Annotated in this window: 18 protein-coding genes; 15 read left to right on the top strand and 3 right to left on the bottom strand. The window is 62.4% G+C overall.

Annotated features, from left to right (window positions below; genetic code table 11):
* The 3 genes from dnaE to ACK5L9_RS05170 form a co-directional block, all read left to right on the top strand.
* On the top strand, positions 1-2,792 hold a 2,792-nt coding region (gene dnaE, locus ACK5L9_RS05160), incomplete at its 5' end, for a DNA polymerase III subunit alpha (RefSeq protein ID WP_416910381.1).
* 91 nt (positions 2,793-2,883) lie between these two features.
* Positions 2,884-3,681 carry a tryptophan synthase subunit alpha gene (trpA, locus tag ACK5L9_RS05165; protein ID WP_416910382.1) on the top strand — a complete coding sequence of 266 codons (798 nt, stop codon included), beginning with the start codon at positions 2,884-2,886 and terminating at the stop codon, positions 3,679-3,681.
* A gap of 146 nt (positions 3,682-3,827) precedes the next feature.
* A complete protein-coding gene (locus ACK5L9_RS05170; RefSeq protein WP_416910383.1) occupies positions 3,828-4,490 on the top strand; it encodes a VPLPA-CTERM sorting domain-containing protein in 663 nt (220 codons plus the stop codon).
* 321 nt (positions 4,491-4,811) lie between these two features.
* Here the strand turns inward: ACK5L9_RS05170 and ACK5L9_RS05175 are convergent, their stop codons facing one another.
* Entirely contained in the window at positions 4,812-6,305 is a 1,494-nt protein-coding gene (locus tag ACK5L9_RS05175) for a PLP-dependent aminotransferase family protein (RefSeq protein WP_416910384.1), read from the bottom strand.
* A 101-nt stretch (positions 6,306-6,406) separates the two neighbouring features.
* Between ACK5L9_RS05175 and ACK5L9_RS05180 the strand changes: the two genes are divergently transcribed.
* The 6 genes from ACK5L9_RS05180 (at position 6,407) to ACK5L9_RS05205 (ending at position 12,892) form a co-directional block, all read left to right on the top strand.
* Positions 6,407-7,513, top strand: coding sequence for a mandelate racemase/muconate lactonizing enzyme family protein (locus ACK5L9_RS05180; RefSeq protein WP_416910385.1), 1,107 nt, complete (start codon positions 6,407-6,409; stop codon positions 7,511-7,513).
* Positions 7,510-8,799, top strand: a complete 1,290-nt coding sequence (locus ACK5L9_RS05185) for an NAD(P)/FAD-dependent oxidoreductase (protein ID WP_416910386.1) — start codon at positions 7,510-7,512, stop codon at positions 8,797-8,799. The genes ACK5L9_RS05180 and ACK5L9_RS05185 overlap by 4 nt, the downstream gene beginning before the upstream one ends.
* A 157-nt stretch (positions 8,800-8,956) precedes the next feature.
* Positions 8,957-10,027 (top strand): extracellular solute-binding protein, encoded by a 1,071-nt coding sequence (locus ACK5L9_RS05190; protein ID WP_416910387.1) that lies wholly within the window; start codon positions 8,957-8,959, stop codon positions 10,025-10,027.
* A 66-nt stretch (positions 10,028-10,093) separates the two neighbouring features.
* Positions 10,094-11,167, top strand: coding sequence for an ABC transporter ATP-binding protein (locus ACK5L9_RS05195; protein ID WP_416910388.1), 1,074 nt, complete (start codon positions 10,094-10,096; stop codon positions 11,165-11,167).
* The gene (locus tag ACK5L9_RS05200; RefSeq protein WP_416910398.1) at positions 11,167-12,033 is read left to right on the top strand and encodes an ABC transporter permease; all 867 of its coding nucleotides are present in this window, start codon (positions 11,167-11,169) and stop codon (positions 12,031-12,033) included. Before ACK5L9_RS05195 ends, ACK5L9_RS05200 begins: the two co-directional genes overlap by 1 nt.
* Positions 12,034-12,037: 4 nt before the next feature.
* The gene (locus ACK5L9_RS05205) at positions 12,038-12,892 is read left to right on the top strand and encodes an ABC transporter permease (protein ID WP_416910389.1); all 855 of its coding nucleotides are present in this window, start codon (positions 12,038-12,040) and stop codon (positions 12,890-12,892) included.
* Between the two features lie 293 nt (positions 12,893-13,185).
* Here the strand turns inward: ACK5L9_RS05205 and ACK5L9_RS05210 are convergent, their stop codons facing one another.
* Positions 13,186-14,505: a peptide ABC transporter substrate-binding protein gene (locus ACK5L9_RS05210; protein WP_416910390.1), complete on the bottom strand. Its 1,320-nt coding sequence runs from the start codon at positions 14,503-14,505 to the stop codon at positions 13,186-13,188.
* A 525-nt stretch (positions 14,506-15,030) separates the two neighbouring features.
* On the opposite strand from ACK5L9_RS05210, the gene trpB reads away from it, so the two are divergent.
* A complete protein-coding gene (trpB, locus tag ACK5L9_RS05215) occupies positions 15,031-16,257 on the top strand; it encodes a tryptophan synthase subunit beta (RefSeq protein ID WP_416910391.1) in 1,227 nt (408 codons plus the stop codon).
* Positions 16,258-16,271: 14 nt separating this feature from the next.
* On the opposite strand, the gene ACK5L9_RS05220 is transcribed toward trpB, so the two are convergent.
* Positions 16,272-16,877: a thiamine phosphate synthase gene (locus ACK5L9_RS05220; protein WP_416910392.1), complete on the bottom strand. Its 606-nt coding sequence runs from the start codon at positions 16,875-16,877 to the stop codon at positions 16,272-16,274.
* A 72-nt stretch (positions 16,878-16,949) separates the two neighbouring features.
* On the opposite strand from ACK5L9_RS05220, the gene ACK5L9_RS05225 reads away from it, so the two are divergent.
* The 5 genes from ACK5L9_RS05225 (at position 16,950) to codB (ending at position 22,502) form a co-directional block, all read left to right on the top strand.
* The gene (locus ACK5L9_RS05225; protein ID WP_416910393.1) at positions 16,950-17,678 is read left to right on the top strand and encodes an RNA methyltransferase; all 729 of its coding nucleotides are present in this window, start codon (positions 16,950-16,952) and stop codon (positions 17,676-17,678) included.
* A 39-nt stretch (positions 17,679-17,717) separates the two neighbouring features.
* Complete coding sequence (gene ctaA, locus ACK5L9_RS05230) at positions 17,718-18,863, top strand: heme A synthase (RefSeq protein ID WP_416910394.1); 1,146 nt, start codon at positions 17,718-17,720, stop codon at positions 18,861-18,863.
* On the top strand, positions 18,860-20,332 hold the full coding sequence (locus ACK5L9_RS05235) for a carboxypeptidase M32 (RefSeq protein WP_416910395.1): 1,473 nt from the start codon (positions 18,860-18,862) through the stop codon (positions 20,330-20,332). The genes ctaA and ACK5L9_RS05235 overlap by 4 nt, the downstream gene beginning before the upstream one ends.
* Positions 20,333-20,714: 382 nt before the next feature.
* Complete coding sequence (locus ACK5L9_RS05240; protein ID WP_416910396.1) at positions 20,715-21,182, top strand: nucleoside deaminase; 468 nt, start codon at positions 20,715-20,717, stop codon at positions 21,180-21,182.
* 18 nt (positions 21,183-21,200) lie between these two features.
* Positions 21,201-22,502, top strand: a complete 1,302-nt coding sequence (codB, locus tag ACK5L9_RS05245) for a cytosine permease (RefSeq protein ID WP_416910397.1) — start codon at positions 21,201-21,203, stop codon at positions 22,500-22,502.
* Positions 22,503-22,797: the final 295 nt, after the last annotated feature.

Below are 22,797 nucleotides of genomic sequence, written 5' to 3' on the forward strand. Positions count from 1 at the left end.
ATGTCGATCAGTCCCCGCCCCGCCGCCGTCTGACTCCGCAGCATTATTTCAATACGACCGAGGAAATGGCGGTCCTGTTCGCCGATCTGCCCGAGGGGTTGGAAAACACAGTCGAAATCGCCCGCCGCTGCGCTTTTGCAGGCAGCAAGCACCAGCCGATCCTGCCGAAATTCGCCGATGACGAGGTCGAGGAACTGCGCCGTCAGGCCCGCGCGGGACTTGAGGCGCGGTTGAAGGTCATTCCGCATGCCGTGCCGGTCGGGGAATACCACAAGCGGCTGGATTTCGAACTGGGCATCATCGAACAGATGGGCTTTCCCGGTTATTTCCTGATCGTGGCCGATTTCATCAAATGGGCCAAGGATCACGACATTCCGGTCGGGCCGGGGCGGGGGTCGGGCGCGGGCAGCCTTGTGGCCTATGCGCTGACCATTACCGACCTCGATCCGCTGCGCTATTCCCTGCTGTTCGAACGGTTCCTGAACCCCGAACGGGTCAGCATGCCGGATTTCGACATTGATTTCTGCATGGATCGCCGGGAAGAGGTGATTCGGTATGTTCAGGACAAATATGGTGCGGACAAGGTCGGCCAGATTATCACCTTCGGCGCGCTGCTGTCCAAGGCGGCGGTACGCGATGTGGGCCGGGTGCTGCAAATGCCGTTCGGGCAGGTGGACCGCCTGTCCAAGATGATCCCGGTCGAAGGCGTCAAGCCCGTCAGCATCAACAAGGCCCGCGCCGAAGAGCCTCGGCTGCGCGAGGCGGCGCGGGAAGAGGTCGTGGGCCGCCTGCTGAATTACGCCGAACAGATCGAGGGGCTGTACCGCAACGCCTCGACCCATGCGGCGGGCGTGGTGATCGGGGACCGGCCTCTGGACCGGCTGGTGCCGCTGTATCGCGACCCGGCATCCGACATGCCGGCAACGCAATTCAACATGAAATGGGTCGAACAGGCCGGGCTGGTCAAATTCGACTTTCTGGGCCTGAAGACGCTGACAGTGATCCAGAACGCGGTCGAACTGGTCAATGGCGGCGGCCGTCCGCTGCACATCGCCGCCGACGGGCGGCAGCTTTACGACCCGCCCGAGGGGGCCGAAAACCAGATCAACGCCATCCCTCTGGATGACAAGGCCAGCTACGACCTGTTCGCCAGCGCCCGTACCGTCGCCGTGTTCCAGGTGGAAAGCAGCGGCATGATGGACGCGCTGCGCCGCATGCGCCCCACCTGTATCGAGGATATTGTGGCACTGGTGGCGCTGTACCGTCCCGGCCCGATGGAGAACATCCCGACCTATTGCGACGTCAAGAACGGTGCCCGCGACGTGGAATCGATCCATTCCAGCATCGACCACATCCTTGCCGAAACCCAGGGCATCATCGTCTATCAGGAACAGGTGATGCAGATCGCGCAGGTCATGGCCGGCTACAGCCTTGGCGGCGCCGACCTTCTGCGCCGCGCCATGGGCAAGAAGATCGCCTCGGAAATGGCCAAGGAACGGCCGAAATTCATCAAGGGCAGCGTCGAGAATGGCGTTGCCGAAAAAAAGGCCGGCGAGGTGTTCGACTTGCTGGAAAAATTCGCCAATTACGGATTCAACAAATCCCACGCGGCGGCCTATGCCGTGGTCAGCTATCAGACCGCGTGGCTGAAGGCCAATCACCCGGTCGAGTTCATGGCGGCGGTCATGAACTGTGATATTCACCTGACCGACAAGCTGGCCGTCTACAAGCGCGAGGCTGACCGCATGGGCATTGGTGTCGTGCCGCCCTGCGTCAACCGCTCGGCCCCGCGATTTACGGTCCGGGACGGGCGGATCCACTATGCTCTGGGTGCGCTGAAGGGCGTCGGTGTCGAGGCCATGCGCCTGATCGCGGATGCGCGCGGCGACCGGCCCTTTGCCGACATGCACGATTTCGCCCGCCGCGTGGACATGAAACGTGTCGGCAAGCGCCCGCTTGAGATGCTGGCACGGGCAGGGGCCTTTGACCTGCTGGACGACAACCGCTCCAGGGTGCTGAAATCGCTGGATGCGCTGGTCGCGTGGTCGGCGGCGGTGCAGGAACAGGCGACCTCGCACCAGTCATCGCTGTTCGGCGCGGGCGAGGATCTGCCGCCGCCCCGCACGCCCGTCGCGCCGCTGTGGCTGCCCGCCGAAAAGTTGGGCGAGGAACATAGGGCGGTGGGATTTTATCTGTCAGGGCATCCGCTGGACGATTACCTGCCCGCTCTGCGCCGCAAGAAGGTGCAAACGCTGGCCGAAATCAGCGCCGAGGCGGCGGGCGGGCCTTTGGTGACAAGTATCGCTGGCACCGTAGCCGCGCGGATGGAGCGAAAATCTGCCAAGGGCACGCAATACGCCTTTGTCAGCCTGTCCGATCCGACCGGGCTGTACGAGGTGACGGTGTTTTCCGACCTGCTGAACACCGCGCGCGACCGGCTGGAACCGGGCGAGAATGTCGTCCTTCAGGTCAAGGTCGAACCCTCGGGCGATCAGGTCAAGATGCTGGCCAATTCCGTCACGCGGCTTGACGACGCGGTGGCCGATGCCGGTGCGGGCAGCCTTGCGGTCGAGGTGCAGGGCGCTGATACGATCCCCCGTCTGGTCGAGGTTCTGGACCGTATCGGCACCGACATCCCGGCCCCGTCCCGATCGCGCGGGCCGGTCTTTCTGCGCCTGCGCGACGGAGACGACCTGATCGAGATCGAAATCGCACGTGACATGCCCCTGAACACCCCCGCCCGTCAGGCTTTGCGCGCCGTGCCGGGGGTGCTGGATGTATGCGAGGAATAGGCTGTCACCCGCGGGGGCTGTGGTTCTTTCGCGGACTTGTGGTTCCGCTGAACTTTGGTAACAGGGATGCGGTTGAACATCAGGGGTCGCGATGACACGGATCGACAAGACATTCGCCGCGCTGCAACAGGCCGGGCGCAAGGCCTTTGTGGCTTACATGATGGCCTCGGACCCCGATGACGACACGGCGCTGGAGATCATGCGCGGCCTGCCCGGCGCTGGGGTGGATGTCATCGAACTGGGCATGCCCTTCACCGATCCGATGGCCGACGGGCCGACCATTCAGGCGGCGGGCCAGCGCGCGCTGGCGGCGGGGGGCAGTGTCACCCGCACGCTTGAGATGCTGCGCCAGTTCCGTCTACAGGACGACACCACGCCGGTGGTGCTGATGGGATATTTTAACCCGATCTATGCACGGCCGGGCGGAGTCGATCAGTTTCTGGCAGATGCGGTCGCGGCAGGGGTTGACGGGCTGATCGTCGTCGATCTGCCCCCGGAAGAGGATGCCGAACTGTGCATTCCCGCCGCGAAGGCGGGGTTGAACTTTATCCGGCTGGCCACCCCCACGACCGATGACCGCCGTCTTCCCGCCGTGGTCCGCAACATTTCGGGCTTTGTCTATTACGTCAGCGTCACCGGCATCACCGGTGGCCCCGCCGCCAACGCCGCCGAAGTCGCCCCCGAGGTTGCGCGAATCCGCAAGGCCGCCGGCCTGCCGGTTGTGGTTGGCTTTGGAATCTCAACCCCCGATGCCGCCGAAAAGATTGCTTCGGTCGCGGATGGCTGCGTTGTGGGCAGCGCCATCGTCAAATTGATCGGAGAGGGGCGAAAACCGAAAGAAATAATTGATTTCGTTCGTGATCTTTCCGATGGTGCACATCGCGGCTGAGCGCAGGAACCGGCGGCTTTCTGCCGGTTATCGGCAATAACCTGCCCAAATATACATGCACGCAGGCTATTTACTTTGGGGGCGCAAGTCGTCGATATAGTCCAGAATTAATATTTGTTCTGAAACGCGTAATGAGGACTATTTCGATGATCAATTATTTTGCGTCTTTGTTGCGCGGCCCCGTGGCCGCCATACCGGTCGCCGTCAGCCTTGCATTTGCCGCTCCGGCTGCTCATGCGGCCGTCAAGCAGAATATCCTGCTGACCATTGATGTGACCGATCCCGGTGCCGTCGTGATTGAATCCACCGGCACTTCTTCTGAAATCGACCTGTACGGGGATGGCTGGGACGGCGTGACCCTGCTGGATCTGATGACCGCCGCGCAAGATGTTTTCATCGACCGTACGGGCGGCGATACCGCCGATAATTTCCATGTCGGCACCGGGAATGAGCGGGTTCTGACCTTCGATTTCGATGCAAGCGACGGGCTGAGCCTGTACAATCTCAGCGACAAGGATCCCGCCGCTCCGTCGGAGGCCGTGAAATACGTGTTCTCGACCGCCAGCGCTGCCTTTACCGGCTCGGCCATCCTTGATTTCACTGCGCTTGCGGCGTTCCTGCCCTCGCCCGGCGATATCGGTCGGATTCTGGCAAGCCCGTGGGACAATTCCGGCGATCTTGAGATCGGGTCGTGGTCGGTGATCACGCGGACGCCGGCACCCTCGCCGATTCCGCTGCCTGCCGGGTTGCCGCTGGTTGTGACCGGAGCCGGCCTGCTTGCCCTGTTCCGGCGCCGTAACGAAAGCTGACGCGCCGCAAGCGGGCGATGTGACCATTCAGCGGGACGGGCAACCCGTCCCGCTGTTTTTTTGATCTTGCAGGATTTCTTCTGGAAACCGGCACCGATTTTTCGGAAATCCGGCTTTTGGAATGATCGCGGTCGGGCCTGTATAGCCTGACGACTTTCTTCTGATTCTGTTGTCAGGCCACAACCCTTTGATTTTACGCTGATGCTGCGCCAATTTGATGATCAAATCGGCTTCCGTCAGCTATAGCTGTCTGCTGGCCCTTTGTTGCGCTTGTCGCCAGAATCGCAAAGGACTGGATGCTGCTTTTGGTGTTGCGACGGGTCAGCCTTCAAGGCCCTCGGCATGACCTATCGCCCGCGCCAGATCGGCAACCCCGCGCGCGATCATCTGCGGCGGTGTGGCGCTGAACCCGAGGGTGATTGCCTGCCGCGTCACCGGCTTGATGGTAAAGCGACAGAGAGGGGCGGTCACGATCCCCGCCCGCGCCGCCGCCGCCGCGACTTGGGTGGCACCCAATCCTGGGGCAAGGTCGCCGATTGTGTGAAAGCCGGTCTCGGTCGGCTGCACGGTCACATATTCCGCCAGCTTGTCCTCTGCCTCGGTCATCAGCATGTCGCGCCGTTCGCGATAGATGTCGCGCATCCGGCGCAGATGGGCGGCGAAATGGCCCTGCGCGATGAAATCGGCAACCACAGATTGCATGCTGGCCGCCGCGCCATGCATCATCGCCCCGGCGATCCGGTGGAATATCGGCACCAGTTCAGGTGGTGACACGACATATCCCAGTCGCAGCGCAGGGAACAACGCCTTGGAAAACGTGCCGACATAGATCACCCGGCCCGAGGCATCCAATCCCTTCAACGGCGGCTGAGCATGGGTGCCATAGTGAAATTCGCCGACATAATCGTCCTCGACGATCCAGGCACCCGCCACTTCGGCCGCCTGCAACAGCTCGAACCTGCGCTCGGCCGACATGGTGACACCCAGAGGGTGCTGATGCGCGGGGGTCACGAAAGCCAGCCGGAAATCGGGTGCAGCGGCCTGTCCGGCGGCAACGTTCAGCCCCTGATCGTCCACCGGCACCGGTACCAGACGCGCCCCGCAAGAGATAAAGCTGTTGCGCGCCCCGATCGCGCCGGGGTTTTCGAACCAGACGCGGTCGCCCGGATCCAGCAGCATGTTGCCGATCCGGTTGAACGCGTCCTGCGCGCCGTTGAAGATGAAAATTTCGTCCGGCGAACAGGCGATGCCACGATTGGCGCGCAGGTGCTGGCAGACGGCTTGCCGCAATTCAGGCAGGCCGCAGGGATCGGGATAGCTCATGACCGGGCCGCGAGAGCTGCGCCAGTATCGCGCGACCAGCCGCGACCACAGCGTCATCGGAAAGACGTCGAAAGCGGGCATTCCGGTGATAAAGGCGCGCGGCGTGTCGGGATGGGCCAGACGCGGAAAATAGTGGTCCGACGCCTCGGTACTCAGCGCGGCAAGACGCGGCATCGGACTGGCGGTCGCGGTTCGGCGGCCTTGCGGCGCGGCAGGGGCGGGTACGGTGTCGCTGACAAAGCTGCCCGAGCCGACGCGTGAACAGATCAGCCCCTCGGCGGTCAGTTGTTCATAGGCATTGACCGCCGTAGTCCGCGACACCCCCTGATCGCGGGCCAGTGTCCGGCTGGCGGGCAGTTTCTGGCCCGCGCCAAGCTGGCCCGACAGGATCAGGTTGCGCAGCGCCTGCACAAGCTGGGCCGTGATCGTCGCCCGGCTGTCGCGGTTCAGGCTGAAAGGCGGGATCAAAGCACCGCCTGCGTATTTCGTCATCCGATTAACCGATTGGACTGTCAGACAGTCCAAAGTGGACCTTATTTCCCAAACCGATTGCAACCATATTCGGCATCAAAGTCATCATCGGGGCCGGGGCCATGCGGATCAAAAAGATCGAAACCTTCTGCAACCCGTTCGTGGCCTTCACCCGGATCACCGATGACACCGGGGCGACGGGCTGGGGCCAGCTCTCGACCTATCATTCCGACATTGCCGCGCAGGTGCTGCACCGGCAGGTCGCGCCATGGACCCTGGGGCGCAAGATCGTGGATCTGGACGATCATCTGGACCTGATACAGGAACGCGAGCATAAATTTCCCGGTTCCTATATTTGCCGCGCCATGGGGGGGTTGGACACCGCGATCTGGGATTTGCGCGGCAAGCAGGCGGGGCTGCCGGTAACGGCGCTGCTGGGGGGAAGGCCGGGCAAGCTGCGGGCCTATGCCTCGTCGATGAAGCGCGATATTACCCCGGCGGATGAGGCGCGGCGCTTTCAGAGGTTGCGCGACAAATACGGCTTTGACGCCTTCAAGTTCCGCATCGGGGCCGAGGTCGGGCGTGGTCAGGATGAATGGCCGGGCCGGACCGAGGAAATCATTCCCACCATCGCCAATGCCTTCCGGGGCGAGGATGTGGCGCTGCTGGTCGATGCCAATTCCTGCTACAGCCCGGCGCAGGCGATTGAATATGGCCGCATGCTTCAGGCGCATGGCATCTCGCATTACGAGGAACCGTGTCCTTATTGGGAACTGGACCAGACCCGGCAGGTGGCCGAGGCGCTGGAAATCGACGTGACCGGGGGCGAACAGGATTGCATGATCCCGACATGGCAACGGATGATCGGCATGCGCGCCGTCGATATCGTCCAACCTGATGTGATGTATGTGGGGGGGATCTGCCGCATGTTGCAGGTTGCGCGGATGGCCGAAGCTGCGGGCCTGCCGGTCACGCCGCATTGCGCGAACCTGTCGCTGGTGACGCTGTTCACCATGCATGTGCTGCGCGCGATCCCGAATGCCGGAAAATATCTGGAGTTTTCCATCGAGGGCGCGGATTATTACCCGTGGCAAGAGGGGCTGTTCGTCAACGATCCCTATCGCATCAGCGATGGTAAGGCCGAGGTCACGGATGCCCCCGGCTGGGGGGTCGAGATTGCGCCGGAATGGTTGGCGAAAGCCGCCTATCAGGTCAGCGAGGCCGAATGAGCGGGATTTTCACCCCCGATTTCCGCGATACGCCCTATTGGTGGGACGACAGCCCTCTGGCCGCTGCTGACCCGGCGGACCTGCCTGCGAAGGCCGACCATGTTGTGATCGGTTCGGGCTATACGGGCCTGCATGCCGCGCTGCGGCTGGCGCGGGCAGGGCGTCATGTGGTGATGCTGGACGCCCAGGCGATCGGTCAGGGCTGTTCCACACGTAACGGCGGGCAGATCAGCAACTCGGTCAAGCCGGGGCTGGCCGAACTGACCCGCCGCCACGGAGCGGAAACTGCTGCCCGGATCATCGCGGACGGCTTTGCCTCGCGCGCCTTTATCGAAGGTTTCGTGCGGGCCGAGGGGCTTGATTGCGGATTTCAGGTCTGCGGACGGTTTCACGCCGCCCACAGTGCCCGTGCCTTTGCCGCGCTGAAGGCCGCAGGCGAACAACAGCCCCCCGCTTTCACCACCCCGGTGACGATCATCCCGCGCAAGGCGCAGCGGGCCGAGATCGGCAGCGACTATTACCATGGCGGCGTGGTCTATCACGATCACGCCGCAATTGACCCCGGCCGCTATCACCGGGCCCTGGTCGATCTGGCGCTGCGGGCGGGGGTGATGCTGGTCCCGCAGACTCGGGCCACGGCGCTAAGCCCGGATGCGGATGGCGCGACGGTCACGACCACGCGCGGCACGATCCGTGCCCGCGATGTCATTCTGGCGACAAACGGTTACAGCGGCGCGTTGTCGCCCTGGCATCGACGCCGGATCATTCCCGTTGGCAGCTATATCATTGCGACCGAAGAATTGCCGCCCGCGCTAATGGATGAACTGATCCCGAAAGGGCGGATCCTGTCGGACAGCCGCCGCGTGGTCTATTACTTCCGCGCCTCGCCTGATCGAAGGCGCATCCTGTTCGGAGGCCGCGTCAACGCCGCTGAAACCGACCCGCGCAGCAGCGCGCGCAGGCTTCATGCCGAAATGCTGCGCATCTTTCCGCAGCTTCAGGGAACCCGGATCAGCCATTCCTGGATGGGTTTCGTCGGTTACAGTTTCGACACTCTGGCCCATACCGGCACCCGAGATCGGGTGCATTACGCAATGGGCTATTGCGGGTCAGGTGTGGGGATGGCCAGTTATCTGGGCATGAAAACCGCCGCGCGGCTGTTGGGGCATGGGGACGCAGGGCTTGTCGGCATCCCCTTTCCGGCGCGGCCATATTACCGCGGCAAGCCGTGGTTCCTGCCTTTTGCGGTGGAATATTACCGTATCAGGGACCGGCTTGGATGGTGATTGGCCTGTTATGCAGTCCGAAATGGACCTTTCGAGGGGGAGGATTCGACAGTTTAGTGGATCACAGGGGGAAATGCGGGCAAGGTTGAACCGCCACGGCGGCAATTGCCCGCAGGCCGTTTCGGCAAAAGACCAACGATTTTTCAGGGAGCGTTCAATGTCACATACCATCACATCGGTGCTTGCAGGCAGCGTGCTGAGCCTTGCGCTGGCCACCGGCGCCTCGGCCGACACGCTGCGCCTGCTGACCTGGGGCAGCTATGCGCCGGAAGGCCTGATCAAGGCGTTCGAAGCGGAGTATCCCGATATTGACGTCGAGGTCACGTTTTCGAACAACGAGGAAATGATTGCGAAACTGCGCGCGACGGGCGGCGGCGGTTACGATCTGGCGCAGCCCAGCCATGACCGGATTTTCGCGGCGCAGCAGGAATATGATATCTACAAGCCGCTGGATCTGTCACAGATCGACACGGACAAGATGTCTCCGAATCTGCTGGAAGGGGTCAAGGCGAATACCACCATCGACGGTCAGGTTTACGCAGTGCCGCATCAATGGGGCACCTCGGGCATCATGGCCAACAAGAAACAGGCCCCCGACGCGAAAAGCTGGAACGATCTGTGCGATCCGAAATATCAGGGCAAGACCTCGATGCGGCTGCGCCGGACGATCCTGCTGGGAACGGCTTTCGGCATGGGCGTGAACCCGTTCGACCTGTATGCCGACCCCGCCGCCTATCAGGACATGCTGGACAAGGTCACGGAAAAGCTGATCGCCTGCAAGGCCAACATCAAGACCTATTGGACCGGCGGCGACGACCTGTCCAGCCTGATGCTGTCGGGCGAGGTTGTTCTGTCCGAGACTTGGGATTCCACCGCCTTCAAGCTGTATAACGAAAACCCCGATATCGTCTTTGTGCCACCGGAAACCGGCGCTTTGGCATGGATCGACACATTCGCCATCCCGCGCGGGGGCGAAAACGACGATGCCGCCTATAAATGGATCAACTTTGTCCTGCGCCCGGAAAACGTGACGCAGATGTCGGCCTCGACCGGGGCGATTGCCGCCGTGCCGGACGGGATCGACCTGCTGCCCGACGCCATGCGCGGCGCTGTTCAGGCGGCCTTTACTCAGGCGGATCTGGATAACCTCAAGTTCTTTGCCAATATCCCGCCGGGCCTTGAGGATATGGAAGGCATCGCGCTGGAGCGGATCAAGGCCGCCCAGTAACGGTTTGCCGCGCGCGGGGCACATCCCCGCGCGGCCCCTGTTCGACGCCACTTTCCGAGGATGACGATGTTTGACCTGCGCTGCGATCACGTCACGAAACGCTTTGGCCGCTTTACCGCGGTCAAGGACGTGTCACTGGAAATCCCCGGTGGATCATTTTTTTCGATCCTTGGCCCTTCGGGATGCGGCAAGACCACGCTGATGCGGATGATCGCGGGGTTCGAAAACCCGACCGAGGGTGACATCCAGATCAAGGGCCGCTCGGTTCTGGGCGATCCGCCAAACAAGCGCAACGTCAAGATGGTGTTTCAGCATCTGGCGCTGTTTCCGATGATGAATGTCGGCGAGAATATCGCCTATGGTCTGCGCTGCCGGGGCGAGGGCAAGGCGCGGATCGCGGAAAAGGTGAAATCCGTTCTGGACCGGGTGGGCCTGCCCGGCGTCGAGGGCAAGCAGATTTCGCAATTGTCGGGCGGGCAGAAACAGCGCATTGCCATCGCCCGCTGCATGGTGCTGGAACCCGATGTTTTGTTGCTGGACGAACCGCTTGGCGCGCTGGATCTGAAGCTGCGCGAACATATGAAGATCGAGCTGAAGCAGTTGCAGCACCAGTTCGAGACGACATTCCTGTATATCACCCATGACCAGTCCGAGGCGCTGGTGATGTCTGACAATGTCGCGGTGATGAATGCGGGCCGGTTCGAACAGATCGGCCCGCCGAAAGAACTGTATTCCAGCCCGGCCTCGGGGTTCGTGGCGGGCTTTGTGGGCGACAGCAACCGCTGGCCGGGCCGGGTCCAGCGGCTGGCGGATGGTATTGCGCAGGTGGTGCTGGACGGGGGCGAGACGGTTCTTGCAAGTCCGGGCGCGGCCAGCGAACCGCCGGGCAGCGCGGTCGAGGTCTTTGTCCGGCCCGAGGTTCTGTCCATCGGCGCGGGGGCCGAGGGCTGCACCCTGACCGGCACGGTTGACAGCCTGCTGTTCAACGGCGCAAACAGCCGCGTTCTGGTGCGCACCGCCAGCGGCAAGCTGATCGAAGTCGCCGATCAGGCCGGCGCCAGCGACCTGTCGCAAGGCCAGCAGGTGCAGATTTCGTGGCCACCCGACCGGGCGCTGTGCTTTGCAGGCGGGGCAGCGTGATGCGGCGCGACGCGGGCCGGCTGTCGCTGTTCCTGCTGATGGCGCCGTTCTTACTGTGGATCGTGCTGCTGATCGTTCTGCCGCAGCTTGGCATCGGCTATTACTCGCTGCGCGAAAAGGTCGGGCCGCGTCAATATGAGCTGGGTTTTGGCAATTACACCGCCTTTCTGGGCGAACCGATTTATTGGAACACGCTGTTGCGCACGGCGTGGATGTCGATCCTTGTGACTATCCTGACGCTGCTGATCGGCTTTCCCGTCGCCTATTACATCGCCAAGATCGCCCGCAGGCAGTCGCGCGCGGCGCTGTTCCTGCTGTGCCTGATTCCGCTGTGGGTCAGCGATCTGGTCCGCGCCTTTGGCTGGATCGTGCTGTTGCGGGAAACCGGGCTGGTGTCGGGCTTTCTGCAATGGGCGGGGCTGGTCAGCGGCCCGGTCGAATTGCTGTATAACGATGTCACCGTGGTGATCGGGCTGGTCTATACGGTCGTCCTGTTCATGATCGTGCCGCTGGTATCCACACTGGACGGCATGGACGACGCCCTGCTGGAGGCGGGCTATAATCTGGGCGGCAGCCGCTTTACCGTGTTCCGGCGCATCATCGTTCCCTATGCCATGCCGGGCGTCGTGGCGGGCTGCATCATTACTTTCATGCTGGCCGCTGGCAGCTATCTGACCCCGATCCTTCTGGGCGGCAAGAACAGCAGCTGGTTCACCGAACAGATCTATAACCAGTTCATCACCCGCTATAACTGGGAAGCAGGGGCGACTTTCGGGGTGCTGCTGCTGGCCTTTACCTCGCTGGTGGTGTGGCTGGGTCTGCGGCTGACCGGGCAAAGCCTGGCGACTACCGTGGCAAAGGAATAACGCCATGGCGGTTGCATATTCTTCCCCGGTCCTGACGGCGGTCTATCGCAGCTATGTGGTGCTGTTCTTCGTCTATCTGGTCGCGCCATTGCTGGCGGCGGGCATCTTTGCCTTCAACGATTCGATGTTTCCCGCGCTGCCTTGGCAGGGGTTCACGCTGGACTGGTTCTTTAACGATACCGAGCCGAAGCTGGGCATGTTCCACGATGAACGCCTGCTGCGGGGGCTGAAAAACTCGGTCTGGATCGGGATGATCGTCTCGGCCATGTCGGTGGCGGCGGGCACCTGCAACGCCTTTCTGTTCGTGCGAAAAGAGTTTCCGTTCAAGGGGTTTCTCTATGTGCTGATGGTCATTCCGCTGGTCATTCCGGGGGTCATTCTGGGGATTTCGATCCTGGTTCTGGCCAGTGCGGTCGCAAACGGTATCGACGCGCTGACCGGGGTGAACCTGAAATGGCTGCGACCGGGTATTCCGCTGATCGTGCTGGGGCAATTCTCGTTTCTGACGACGATCACATCGCTGGTCATCGCCGCCCGGTTGCAGAAATTCGACATCGCGCTGGAAGAGGCCGCGCTGAACCTTGGCGCAAGCCGGCTGCGGGTATTGGGCACGATCACCCTGCCTTTCCTGTTTCCGGCGCTGTTTTCAGCCTTTGTCGTGGCCTTTCTGGTCTCGTTCGAGAATTTCAACACGACGCTGATGCTGGTCGGTTCCGACGCGCCGCTGACGATCACCATGTATGACCGTATGGTCAAGGTTGGCTCGACCCCGGTACTGAACGCGGTTTCGGTCTTTCTGATGGCGGGATCGGGCCTTCTGGCGCTGTTAAGCGTGGTTGCGCAGCGGGGAAGGGGATGACGCGGCAGGCACCGCGTCATCCTGTGCGCCTAATTTGACGCCATGGCCTTGGGGCGAATTTGCCGCAGCGCACTGCGCTGCAAATTCCCGTTCTCTGTCGCCTCGAACCGCGGCGACAACAAGACGAATTGCTGACGATAGTACAATGGAAAGCGTCCGGCATCGTCCTGTAGAACCTGCAACGCCATGCGCTGATATTTCTTCGTTTCTTCTATGTCAGTCTGCTCCTGTGACAGGCGCAGATATTCATCATACGCGGCGTTGGTCCACCCGCCGTAATTCGCTGTGGTCTCTCAGCTGTATCCGCTTAACATATCATACGTCAAATCCACCGGGCTCATCCATGATGATCTGGAGATCATGAAATCCCTTTTCTGCAACATCTGGATGAAGTCGAGTGTAGTATAGGTCTTGACCTCTATTTTCACGGGAAGAAATGACCACATCGCCACCGTGACATTCGCCGAGCGTTGATGCATTTCGTGATCCGAAACAGAGATGGAAAGCTGTAACGGATTTTCCTTCGTATAACCTTTCTCTGTCAGAATCGCCAACGCCTCTTGCCGCCGGGCCTGATAATCCTTGTCATGCCATGAAGGAAAAACATCGCCCGGATAGTCCGGCATGATTGACGCAATCTGCGTTCTCAGGACATATTGGCTGACCGTACCATCAACCATCCCGCCGATATTATCCTCGATCGCCATATACAGCGCCCTGCGAATATCGGCATCGTCAAGTGGCGGTTTGGTGACATTCGGCAGCCAATGCGTCGTCGAAAGCTGCGGCGTGCTGATCACGTAATCGCCAAGAAACAGCTTTTTGAAATCCTCTTGCGTGCTGATATACATCGTTGCCATGTCCAGATCGCCCTTTTCCAGCATCTGCAGGGCCTGCGCAAGGTTGCGCTCGATAATCTTGAACCTGAACCCGTCAATATGTGTCAATGTCTGATCGTAGAACCGGGGATTCCGTTCTGCTGTGAAGTCCGTGCCATCGACCTTGGTAATCATGTACGGACCCGAAAACGCCCAGTCCGATCCCGGTGCCTTGTCGAAATTTTCGTCATAGACATCGAACAGATGCACGGGCATCGGGGCAAGCGAGGGGTCGGTCAGAAACCCTGGAAAGTCCCGCAATGGCTCTGTCAGCCGAAATTCCAGAATGTTCCCGTCAAGCGCCTTGACGCCCACTGCCGAAGCATCCCCGCTGCCGTTTCGAAAGGCGCTGGCACCTTCGACATATTTCAGCAGCATTGCCGGCTGCATCTTGTTGTTCTTTATCAAACCCAGAAAGCTTTCCCGAATCGATGCCGCGTCGATAGGTGTTCCGTCTGACCATGTGATATTGTCACGAATCTTGAATTCAAACCTGGTCGATTTGTTGAAACCTTCCCATGATTCCGCAAGCCCCGGCGTGACGGTACCCTTGTTGTCAAGATGCAGGGTCAGGGGTTCGAACAGATTGCTGTTCACCCAGTAGTGGACGGCCTCGACACTTCGTGCCGTAATCAGCGATGAAACCGGTGTTTCCGCACCGATGATAAAGGTTTTGGTTCCCTCTGCATGCAGAGGGCTTACAAGATAAAATAACGATATGAGAAAGGCTGCCATTCTAAGTTTCATCAATCACCTTCCGATGTGAATTATTTCGGACGAAACCTGTGAAATCCCGTCCGTCTTACGTGTCGAATGTGGAAAAAAAATCACCGCACGCCCCAAAGTTTCGCGTCTGCCCGGCGCGGTCCCGTCATGCAACCGGCGCGCCGGACCTGAACCCGGCCGAAAAATGGTGACGTCTACTGACGGTCGCCAACGAAAAACGGCGACCTGTCTGGCTGTCCATGATCGTGTCAGGAACATCGCCCCAAGACGGACGAGACCCTTCCCTCGGGTCCACCAGTATTGCGATGTCTATCATATCTGGCCGGGGATAGCCAGCCGACATGATCGAACCGGTTCAATATAGGCGGAGCAAAGACCCCATGTTTCGGTAAAAAGGCGGCTTGCCGGGCTTGGGACCGGCTGAAGATCCAGGGTTGCTGTGCATCGCTTCTGTGACCGCATGGGCTTCACCCCGTTCCGTATCGGCGATAGAACCCCCTCTGGTGCCCATCTCAACCGCGAAGGCAGAAACTCATGGCCGATGATCTGGTGAACAGCTTCAGGAACGGACCCGACGAGCAGGGCCGCTTTGGCATTTATGGCGGTCGTTTCGTCAGCGAGACGCTGATGCCGCTGATCCTTGACCTTGAGGCCGAATACGAGCGTGCCAAGACCGACGCGGCCTTCTGGGCCGAGATGGACGACCTGTGGACGCATTATGTGGGCCGGCCCTCGCCGCTGTATTTCGCCGAACGGCTGACCGAGCGGTTGGGCGGAGCCCGAATCTACATGAAGCGGGACGAGCTGAACCACACAGGCAGCCACAAGATCAACAACGTTCTGGGCCAGATCCTGCTGGCCCGCCGGATGGGCAAAACCCGCATCATTGCCGAGACCGGGGCAGGGCAGCATGGCGTGGCGACCGCCACTGTCTGCGCGCGGTTCGGGCTGAAATGCGTGGTCTATATGGGTGCCCATGATGTCGAACGGCAGGCCCCGAACGTGTTCCGCATGCGGCTTTTGGGGGCTGATGTGGTGCCTGTGACCAGCGGGCGCGGCACGCTGAAAGACGCCATGAACGACGCCCTGCGCGACTGGGTCACGAATGTGCGCGACACATTCTATTGCATCGGCACGGTCGCCGGTCCGCATCCCTATCCGGCGATGGTGCGCGATTTTCAGTCGATCATCGGCAAAGAGACCCGCGCCCAGATGCTTGACCGCGAGGGCCGGTTGCCCGACACGATCATCGCGGCGATCGGTGGCGGCTCGAACGCGATGGGGCTGTTCTTCCCCTTCCTCGATGACGCTTCGGTCCGCATTATCGGCGTCGAGGCGGGGGGCAAGGGCGTGGACGAGCGGATGCAGCATTGCGCCAGCCTTTCGGGCGGGCGCGCGGGTGTGCTGCACGGGAACCGCACCTATCTGTTGCAGGATCCCGAAGGACAGATCCTCGAAGGCCACTCGATCAGCGCCGGGCTGGACTATCCGGGCATCGGCCCCGAACATGCCTGGCTGAAGGATCAGGGCCGCGCGGAATATGTCAGCATCACCGACCACGAGGCGCTGGCCGCGTTCCAGTTATCCTGCGAGACCGAGGGCATCATTCCTGCGCTGGAACCCTGTCACGCGCTGGCGCATGTCGCCAAGATCGCGCCCGACCTGCCCGCCGATCACCTGATCGTCATGAACATGTGCGGGCGCGGCGACAAGGACATCTTCACCGTCGCGAAACATCTGGGCGTCGAAATCCGCACCTGATTTCGCGCCGCCCGCTATTTACCCCACAGTTCCGCCAGCGCCGCCACCGGGTCGCTGGCGGACCAGATTTCCGCGCCGATGGCGATGAAATCGCAGGCGGGGGTGATGGTGCGGATCAGGTCGCGTGTCAGCGCACCCTCGGCCACGACCGGCAGTTCGATCATCTCGGACCACCATTCGAACAGGTCCAGCGGGGCCGGGCCACCGCGCCCCAGTGCGCTGTCTCCGACCGGGCCAAAGCTGATGTAATCGGCCCCGGCCTCGCCCGCATTTATCCCCTCGTGCCGCGAATTGCCGCAAAAGGCACCAACGATGCCATCCGCGCCCAGTTCCTTGCGCGCCGCACGTACGCCGCGGGCGCCATCGGTCAGATGCACGCCGTCCAGCCCGTGCCGCTGCGCCAGCCGGACGTGATCGTCGATCACGACCGCAACATCGCGGGCATGGGCGATCTCGCGCGCCAGATCGGCCAGACGGCCCAGTTCGTCCTCTTCCGCGCCTGCGCGGATCCGCAGGCAGGCCACCGGAAAGCGATCCATCACATCGCCGAGAATCGGCCCCAGTACCGAGGCCTGGGCACCGGCGGGGGTCATCAGATAAAGCTGCGGTGCGTCGGCCATGGCGTTCTCCTTCGTGTTGGATGCAGATAGCGCAGCTTGCCCGCCGCTTCCAGACGGACTATGCGGCTGGTCATGCAAGAAACCCGTTCCCCTGTTGTCATCCTTGTACGCCCGCAGATGGGCGAGAATATCGGCGCCGCCGCCCGCGCCATGCTGAATTTCGCCCTGACCGGGATGCGGCTGGTCGATCCGCGCGACGGCTGGCCCAATCCGCGCGCCGTGGCCATGGCCTCGGGGGCGGCGGGGCGGGTGCTGGATCATGCCCGCATCTATCCGACACTGGCCGCGGCGCTGGAGGGGATCGATCTGGCATTCGCGACCACCGCGCGCGGGCGCGACCTGTCCAAACCCGTGCATACACCCGAGACCGCCATGCAGACCGCGCGTGACCACTCTGGACGCTGTGCCATCATCTTCGGCCCCGAACGCGCGGGGCTGGAAAATGACGATGTGGCGCGCGCCAATGCCATCGTCACGGTGCCGGTGAACCCGGATTTCCCGTCGCTCAATCTGGCGCAGGCGGTGCTGCTGATGGGCTATGAATGGGGGCGCGACACATTGCCGCCCGAGCCCGCGCCCCTGCTGCGCCGCGCCGACAGCGAGACTGTCGCCGACCGGATCGAGATCGAACATCTGGGCGATCACTATGAGGAAAAGCTGACCGAGGCCGGCTTTTTCTTTCCCGAAACCAAGGCCGCGAACATGCGGCTGAACCTGCGAAACATGTGGTCGCGGCTGACCCTGACGCGCGGCGATGTCCGCATCCTGCACGGCATGTTGCGGCAATTGACCCGCCGCTAGGCGCAACCTAACCTCCGCCCGACCCCAAAGGAGCCCATGATGGCCAAGCGACCCGTATTCCAGGAGGTCACGGACCCGACCGCCAGCCGACCCGCCACCCGCACCGGCATGATCGACGCCGCGCCAAAGGGCGCGCGACGGGCGATCCGGGTCTGGCTGGTGATCCTGTTCGCGATGGTCGCCGCGATGATCGCACTTGGCGGCGCGACGCGGCTGACCGGATCGGGGCTGTCGATCACCGAGTGGGCGCCCGTGACCGGCGCGCTGCCGCCCCGGACCGAAGCTGCGTGGCAGGCCGAATTCGACGCCTACAAGCAGATCCCGCAATATGCCGAGGTCAATCCCGACATGGATCTGGCTGGTTTCAAACAGATTTATTGGTGGGAATGGTCGCACCGGCTGCTGGGGCGGCTGGTCGGGCTGGTCTGGGCTGCGGGTTTTGTGGGTTTTCTTGCCTCGCGCCGCATCCCGACGGGCTGGACCCCCCGCCTGCTGTCCCTCGGCGTGCTGGGGGGGATTCAGGGGGCCATCGGCTGGTGGATGGTCAGTTCCGGGCTGGTCGGGGGGATGACCCGCGTGGCCTCTTACCGGCTGGCGATTCATCTGGGGCTGGCCTTTGTCATCCTTGGCCTGATTGCGTGGTTCGTGCAGCTTCTGGGCCGGTCCGAGGCCGATCTGATGCGCGCACGCCGCGCGGGCGAGGGCAGGCTGTTTTCCATGGCGACCGGGCTGATGCATCTGGCTTTCCTGCAAATCCTGCTGGGCGCGCTGGTTGCGGGTATCGACGCCGGGCGGCAATATACCGGCTGGCCGACCATGGGCGGCGAGTGGATTCCGGCGGCGATCTGGGATCCGGCGCTTGGCTGGCGGAATGTCTTTGAAAACCCGGCTCTGGTGCAGTTCATTCACCGTATGACCGGCTATCTGCTGGCAATCTTTGCGGTCGTGGTCTGGTTGCGCGCCCGCCGTTCGCCCCATCCGGTGACGCGCGGGGCGTTTACGGCGATGATCGTCATTGTGGCGGGGCAGGTGGGGCTGGGCATCATGAACGTGCTGCACGGATCGCCCCTGCCTCTGGCGCTGACCCATCAGCTTGGCGCAATCGCCTTGTTCGCGCTGATCATCCGCGCCCGCGCCCATGCACGTTACCCATTTGAAACCTCGGTCAGGGGGACCATTCGATGAGCGCCTTTAACGATTTGCTTGCCTTCCAGCGCCAGACCGAGGCGCTGTCCTCGGTTGCCGAGCGGCTGGGCTGGGATCAGGAAACCGTCATGCCGCGCGGCGCGACCGAACAGCGCGCCGAAGAAATCGCCGCCATGGAAGAGGTGCTGCACGACCGCCGCACCGATCCGCGCATCGGCGAATGGCTGGCCGACGCACAGCCGCAAACCGAGGTCGAGACCCGCATCGCCGAACTGATCGCCCGCGATTTCGCCCGCACCAGCCGGGTTCCCGCGCGCCTGGCGGCGGAACTGGCGCGGCTCACCTCGCTGGCACAGGGGATCTGGGCCGAGGCGCGCGCCAATGATGCGCCCGACGAATTCCTGCCGACGCTGGATCAGGTGCTGATGCTCAAGCGCGAAGAGGCGGCGGCACTGGCAGATGGCGGTGATCTGTATGATGCGCTGCTGGACGATTACGAACCCGACACCACCGGGGCCGAAATCGCGGCGTTGTTCGACGCCATGCGCCCGCGTCTGGTCGCCCTGCGCGAGGATGTGCTGGGTGCCGATTTCCAGCCCCGACCGCTTGGCGGTCATTTTCCGCAGGAAACCCAGTTGCGCCTGTCGCGCGCCTGCGCCACGGCCTTTGGCTATGACTGGACGCGGGGCCGGATCGATCTGGCCGTGCATCCTTTCAGCAGCGGCCGCTGGCAGGACAGCCGGATCACCACCCGCGTGGTCGAGACCGATCCCTTCAACTGCATCTATTCGACGATCCACGAGGTGGGCCATTCCAGCTATGAACTGGGCATAGATCAGGATTACGCCTTCACGCCCCTCGGGCGCGGCGTGTCGATGGGCGTTCATGAAAGCCAGAGCCGCATCTATGAAAACCAGATGGGCCGGGGCAGGGCCTTTGCGGGATGGCTGTTTCACCGCATGGCCGATGCCTTTGACGGGCTGAACATAACCGACGCTGATGCCTTCTATGCCTCGGTCAACCGTGTGACGCCCGGCTATATCCGTACCGAGGCAGACGAGATCCAGTATAACCTGCATATCATGATGCGCTTTGACCTTGAACGCGACCTGATCGCCGGGCGTCTGGACACCGGGGATCTGGTCGAGGCGTGGAACGCCCGTTTCCTGCGCGATTTCGGGGTTGCTGTGGACCGCCCGGCAAACGGGGTCTTGCAGGATGTGCACTGGTCAGTGGGGCTATTCGGCTATTTCCCGACCTATGCGCTTGGGAATGTCTATGCCGGCTGCCTGAATGCTGCCCTGATTCGTGCCGTGCCCGACCTGCCCGAGGCTCTGGCGCGTGGCGATGCCGCGCCCGGAGTCGAATGGCTGCGAGAGAATGTCCAGCGCCACGGCAGCCTGATGCCACCCCGCAGGCTGATCGAGGAAGCCTGTAACGCCGCAATCAGCCCGGAGCCGCTGCTGGATTATCTGGAACAGAAATTCAGCGCGCTCTATCGCCTGTAATCTGAGCCCGCGCCCCGGCCCCCCCCCGCTGGCCGCGCCTTGCCGGGAAACCTTGGTGCGACGTCACCGCCGCAAGGATTGCGTCCCGCGGTGGCCGGGGGAGCTGCGCCCCCCGGACCCCCAGCCATAGCCTGCGGCGGGGTGACGCCTTGTCGCGGAATTGCCCCGGCGATCTGTTCTCGCCCTGCGGGCCTTTCCGCCCCCGCGCCGCGCAGGGCATCGGCATTGCCGGTACATATTTGAGCAAATGGTAAAAAATTCGGGGTACCGGACCTGAAATGCCTTTGACGGGATTGCTTTGGCGATGCTGCCTGTGGAAGGCTGTACAAAATGGGGTAAGACTTGGCCGGAAGAACCGATACCGCAAGAAGGGGCCGATGCGATGGGCAGCGAGACGACAGAGGATCAGGACCGGAAATTCATGGCCGAGGCGCTGGCCGAGGCCGAACGGGGCATGGCCGATGGCGGTCTGCCCATCGGCGCGGTTCTGGTGCGCGGGGGGCAGATCGTCTCGCGCGGGCATAACCAGCGTGTTCAGCAGGGCGACCCCATCGCGCATGGCGAGATGGACTGCCTGCGCAAGGCCGGCCGCCAGCGCAGCTATCGCGACACGGTCCTGTATACCACGCTTAGCCCCTGCATGATGTGTACCGGCACGATCCTGCAATTCGGTATTCCGCGTGTCGTCGTGGGCGAGGCCGAGAATTTCGATGGCAATATCGATTTCCTGCGCGAGCGCGGGGTCGAGGTCACATTGTTGGACGATGCAGGCTGCAAGGACGCCATGCGCCGCTTTCTGGCGGTGCCGGGCAATATGGAATTGTGGCTGGAGGATATTGCGGAAGACTGACAACAGGGAGGTGTTCAGATGACCCCGAAGGACGACGACGAGAAATCTGCCGGTGAAACCCAGGATTACCCGCTGTCCGAGGTGCCGATGTCGGCGCGCAAGGGGCTGGCGTCGCTTTGCGTCGTGCTGCTGGGTTTCACCTTCTTCACCGCGACGATGTTCGCCGGAGGCCGGATAGGTCTGGCCTTTCCGATGTGGCCCGATCTGGTGATGATCATCCTGGCCGGAAACCTTCTGCTGGGGCTTTATGTCGCCGTGCTTAGCCTGATCGGCTTTCGCACCGGGCTGAACACGGCGCTGCTCAGCCGGTTCGGCTTTGGCCGGATCGGCGCGCGGATCCCTGATCTGGTGTTGGGGTTCACGCAGATTGGCTGGTATGGCTGGGGCACCGCCACCATGGCCGTGGTGCTGCTGCGCCTGATCGGGCTGGACCCCGAGGCGCATGCGACGCTGGCCGGGGCGCTGATGATCCTGTTTGGCATGGCCTTTTGCTGGACCGCCTATATCGGCTATCGCGGGCTTGAACTGCTGTCCATCGTCTCGGTCCCCCTGATGGTGCTGCTGCTGGCCGTGTCGCTGTGGATCGCGATGGGCGATGCGGGCGGCTGGTCGGGGCTGGCGGGTATCCAGCCGGGAACGACACTGGGTGTCGGTACGGCGATCACGATGGTGTTCGGCACCTTCGTGTCGGGTGGGACACAGGCGACGAACTGGACCCGCTTTGCCGCGCGTGCCAGTCATGCGGTCTGGGGCGCGCTGGTTGCGTTCTTTCTGGGCAACGGGCTGATGATCGCGACGGGGGCGATTGGCGCGTTGGTCTATCAGCAGGCCGACGTGGTCGATGTGCTGGTCGTGCAGGGGCTGACCGTGCTGGGTATCCTGATGCTGTTCCTGAACCTGTGGACGACGCAGGACAATACGATCTATAATTTCTCGGCGGTGGGCTGCACCGGCTTTGCCACCGACAGGCGCAGGCTGGTCACGATCATCGGCGCGGTGATCGGCACGGTTCTGGCGCTGATGCGGATCGACCTGTATCTGATTCCGTTCCTGCTGCTTCTGGGCACATTCATCCCGCCCATCGGAGGCGTGATCATGGCTGATTATTTCTACAAGCATCGCGGCAGCTATCCCCTGATCGCCAGCACCGATTTTCCGGCGATCAACCGGGCCGGGCTGGCGGGCTATGTGCTGGGATGCCTTGCCGCCTATCTGACTCCGGGCATTCCGCCGCTGAACGGCATCGTCGTGGCGGTGCTGGCCTATATCGCGACCGACAAGCTGCTGGCCCGTCAGCCGGGCGGAGCGAGGCCGGCGTAAGGCGCGTCTTGCCGGAAACCGAGGTGTGACGTCACCGCCGGATGATTTGCGTCCCGCGATGGCCGGGGGCGCTGCGCCCCCCGGACCCCCCGCCCGGCACGCAGGGGCAGGGTATCTGCTTGACGGCAGAGGTTGCGCATAGTCCCGGCTGCCTGCCGCCCGGTCGCAATAACCTTGGCCGGGCAATCTTGCCAAGAATAGCCGATAGACCTAGACTGAACCACCCGTTCATTTCGTGGTGAATTTCTGCTTTGAGCCCAAACCTACTGCGGACAAGTCAAGAAATTCGGCTACG

The organism is Paracoccus sp. (in: a-proteobacteria) (assembly GCF_047973135.1).
Taxonomy (GTDB): domain Bacteria; phylum Pseudomonadota; class Alphaproteobacteria; order Rhodobacterales; family Rhodobacteraceae; genus Paracoccus.

Excerpts from the sequence above, each read along its gene's own strand:
- trpA (WP_416910382.1), top strand. The coding sequence starts at position 2,884 with ATGACACGGATCGACAAGACATTCGCCGCGCTGCAACAGGCCGGGCGC.
- ACK5L9_RS05170 (WP_416910383.1), top strand. The coding sequence starts at position 3,828 with ATGATCAATTATTTTGCGTCTTTGTTGCGCGGCCCCGTGGCCGCCATA.
- ACK5L9_RS05175 (WP_416910384.1), bottom strand. The coding sequence starts at position 6,305 with ATGACGAAATACGCAGGCGGTGCTTTGATCCCGCCTTTCAGCCTGAAC.
- ACK5L9_RS05180 (WP_416910385.1), top strand. The coding sequence starts at position 6,407 with ATGCGGATCAAAAAGATCGAAACCTTCTGCAACCCGTTCGTGGCCTTC.
- ACK5L9_RS05185 (WP_416910386.1), top strand. The coding sequence starts at position 7,510 with ATGAGCGGGATTTTCACCCCCGATTTCCGCGATACGCCCTATTGGTGG.
- ACK5L9_RS05190 (WP_416910387.1), top strand. The coding sequence starts at position 8,957 with ATGTCACATACCATCACATCGGTGCTTGCAGGCAGCGTGCTGAGCCTT.
- ACK5L9_RS05195 (WP_416910388.1), top strand. The coding sequence starts at position 10,094 with ATGTTTGACCTGCGCTGCGATCACGTCACGAAACGCTTTGGCCGCTTT.
- ACK5L9_RS05200 (WP_416910398.1), top strand. The coding sequence starts at position 11,167 with ATGCGGCGCGACGCGGGCCGGCTGTCGCTGTTCCTGCTGATGGCGCCG.
- ACK5L9_RS05205 (WP_416910389.1), top strand. The coding sequence starts at position 12,038 with ATGGCGGTTGCATATTCTTCCCCGGTCCTGACGGCGGTCTATCGCAGC.
- ACK5L9_RS05210 (WP_416910390.1), bottom strand. The coding sequence starts at position 14,505 with ATGGCAGCCTTTCTCATATCGTTATTTTATCTTGTAAGCCCTCTGCAT.
- trpB (WP_416910391.1), top strand. The coding sequence starts at position 15,031 with ATGGCCGATGATCTGGTGAACAGCTTCAGGAACGGACCCGACGAGCAG.
- ACK5L9_RS05220 (WP_416910392.1), bottom strand. The coding sequence starts at position 16,877 with ATGGCCGACGCACCGCAGCTTTATCTGATGACCCCCGCCGGTGCCCAG.
- ACK5L9_RS05225 (WP_416910393.1), top strand. The coding sequence starts at position 16,950 with ATGCAAGAAACCCGTTCCCCTGTTGTCATCCTTGTACGCCCGCAGATG.
- ctaA (WP_416910394.1), top strand. The coding sequence starts at position 17,718 with ATGGCCAAGCGACCCGTATTCCAGGAGGTCACGGACCCGACCGCCAGC.
- ACK5L9_RS05235 (WP_416910395.1), top strand. The coding sequence starts at position 18,860 with ATGAGCGCCTTTAACGATTTGCTTGCCTTCCAGCGCCAGACCGAGGCG.
- ACK5L9_RS05240 (WP_416910396.1), top strand. The coding sequence starts at position 20,715 with ATGGGCAGCGAGACGACAGAGGATCAGGACCGGAAATTCATGGCCGAG.
- codB (WP_416910397.1), top strand. The coding sequence starts at position 21,201 with ATGACCCCGAAGGACGACGACGAGAAATCTGCCGGTGAAACCCAGGAT.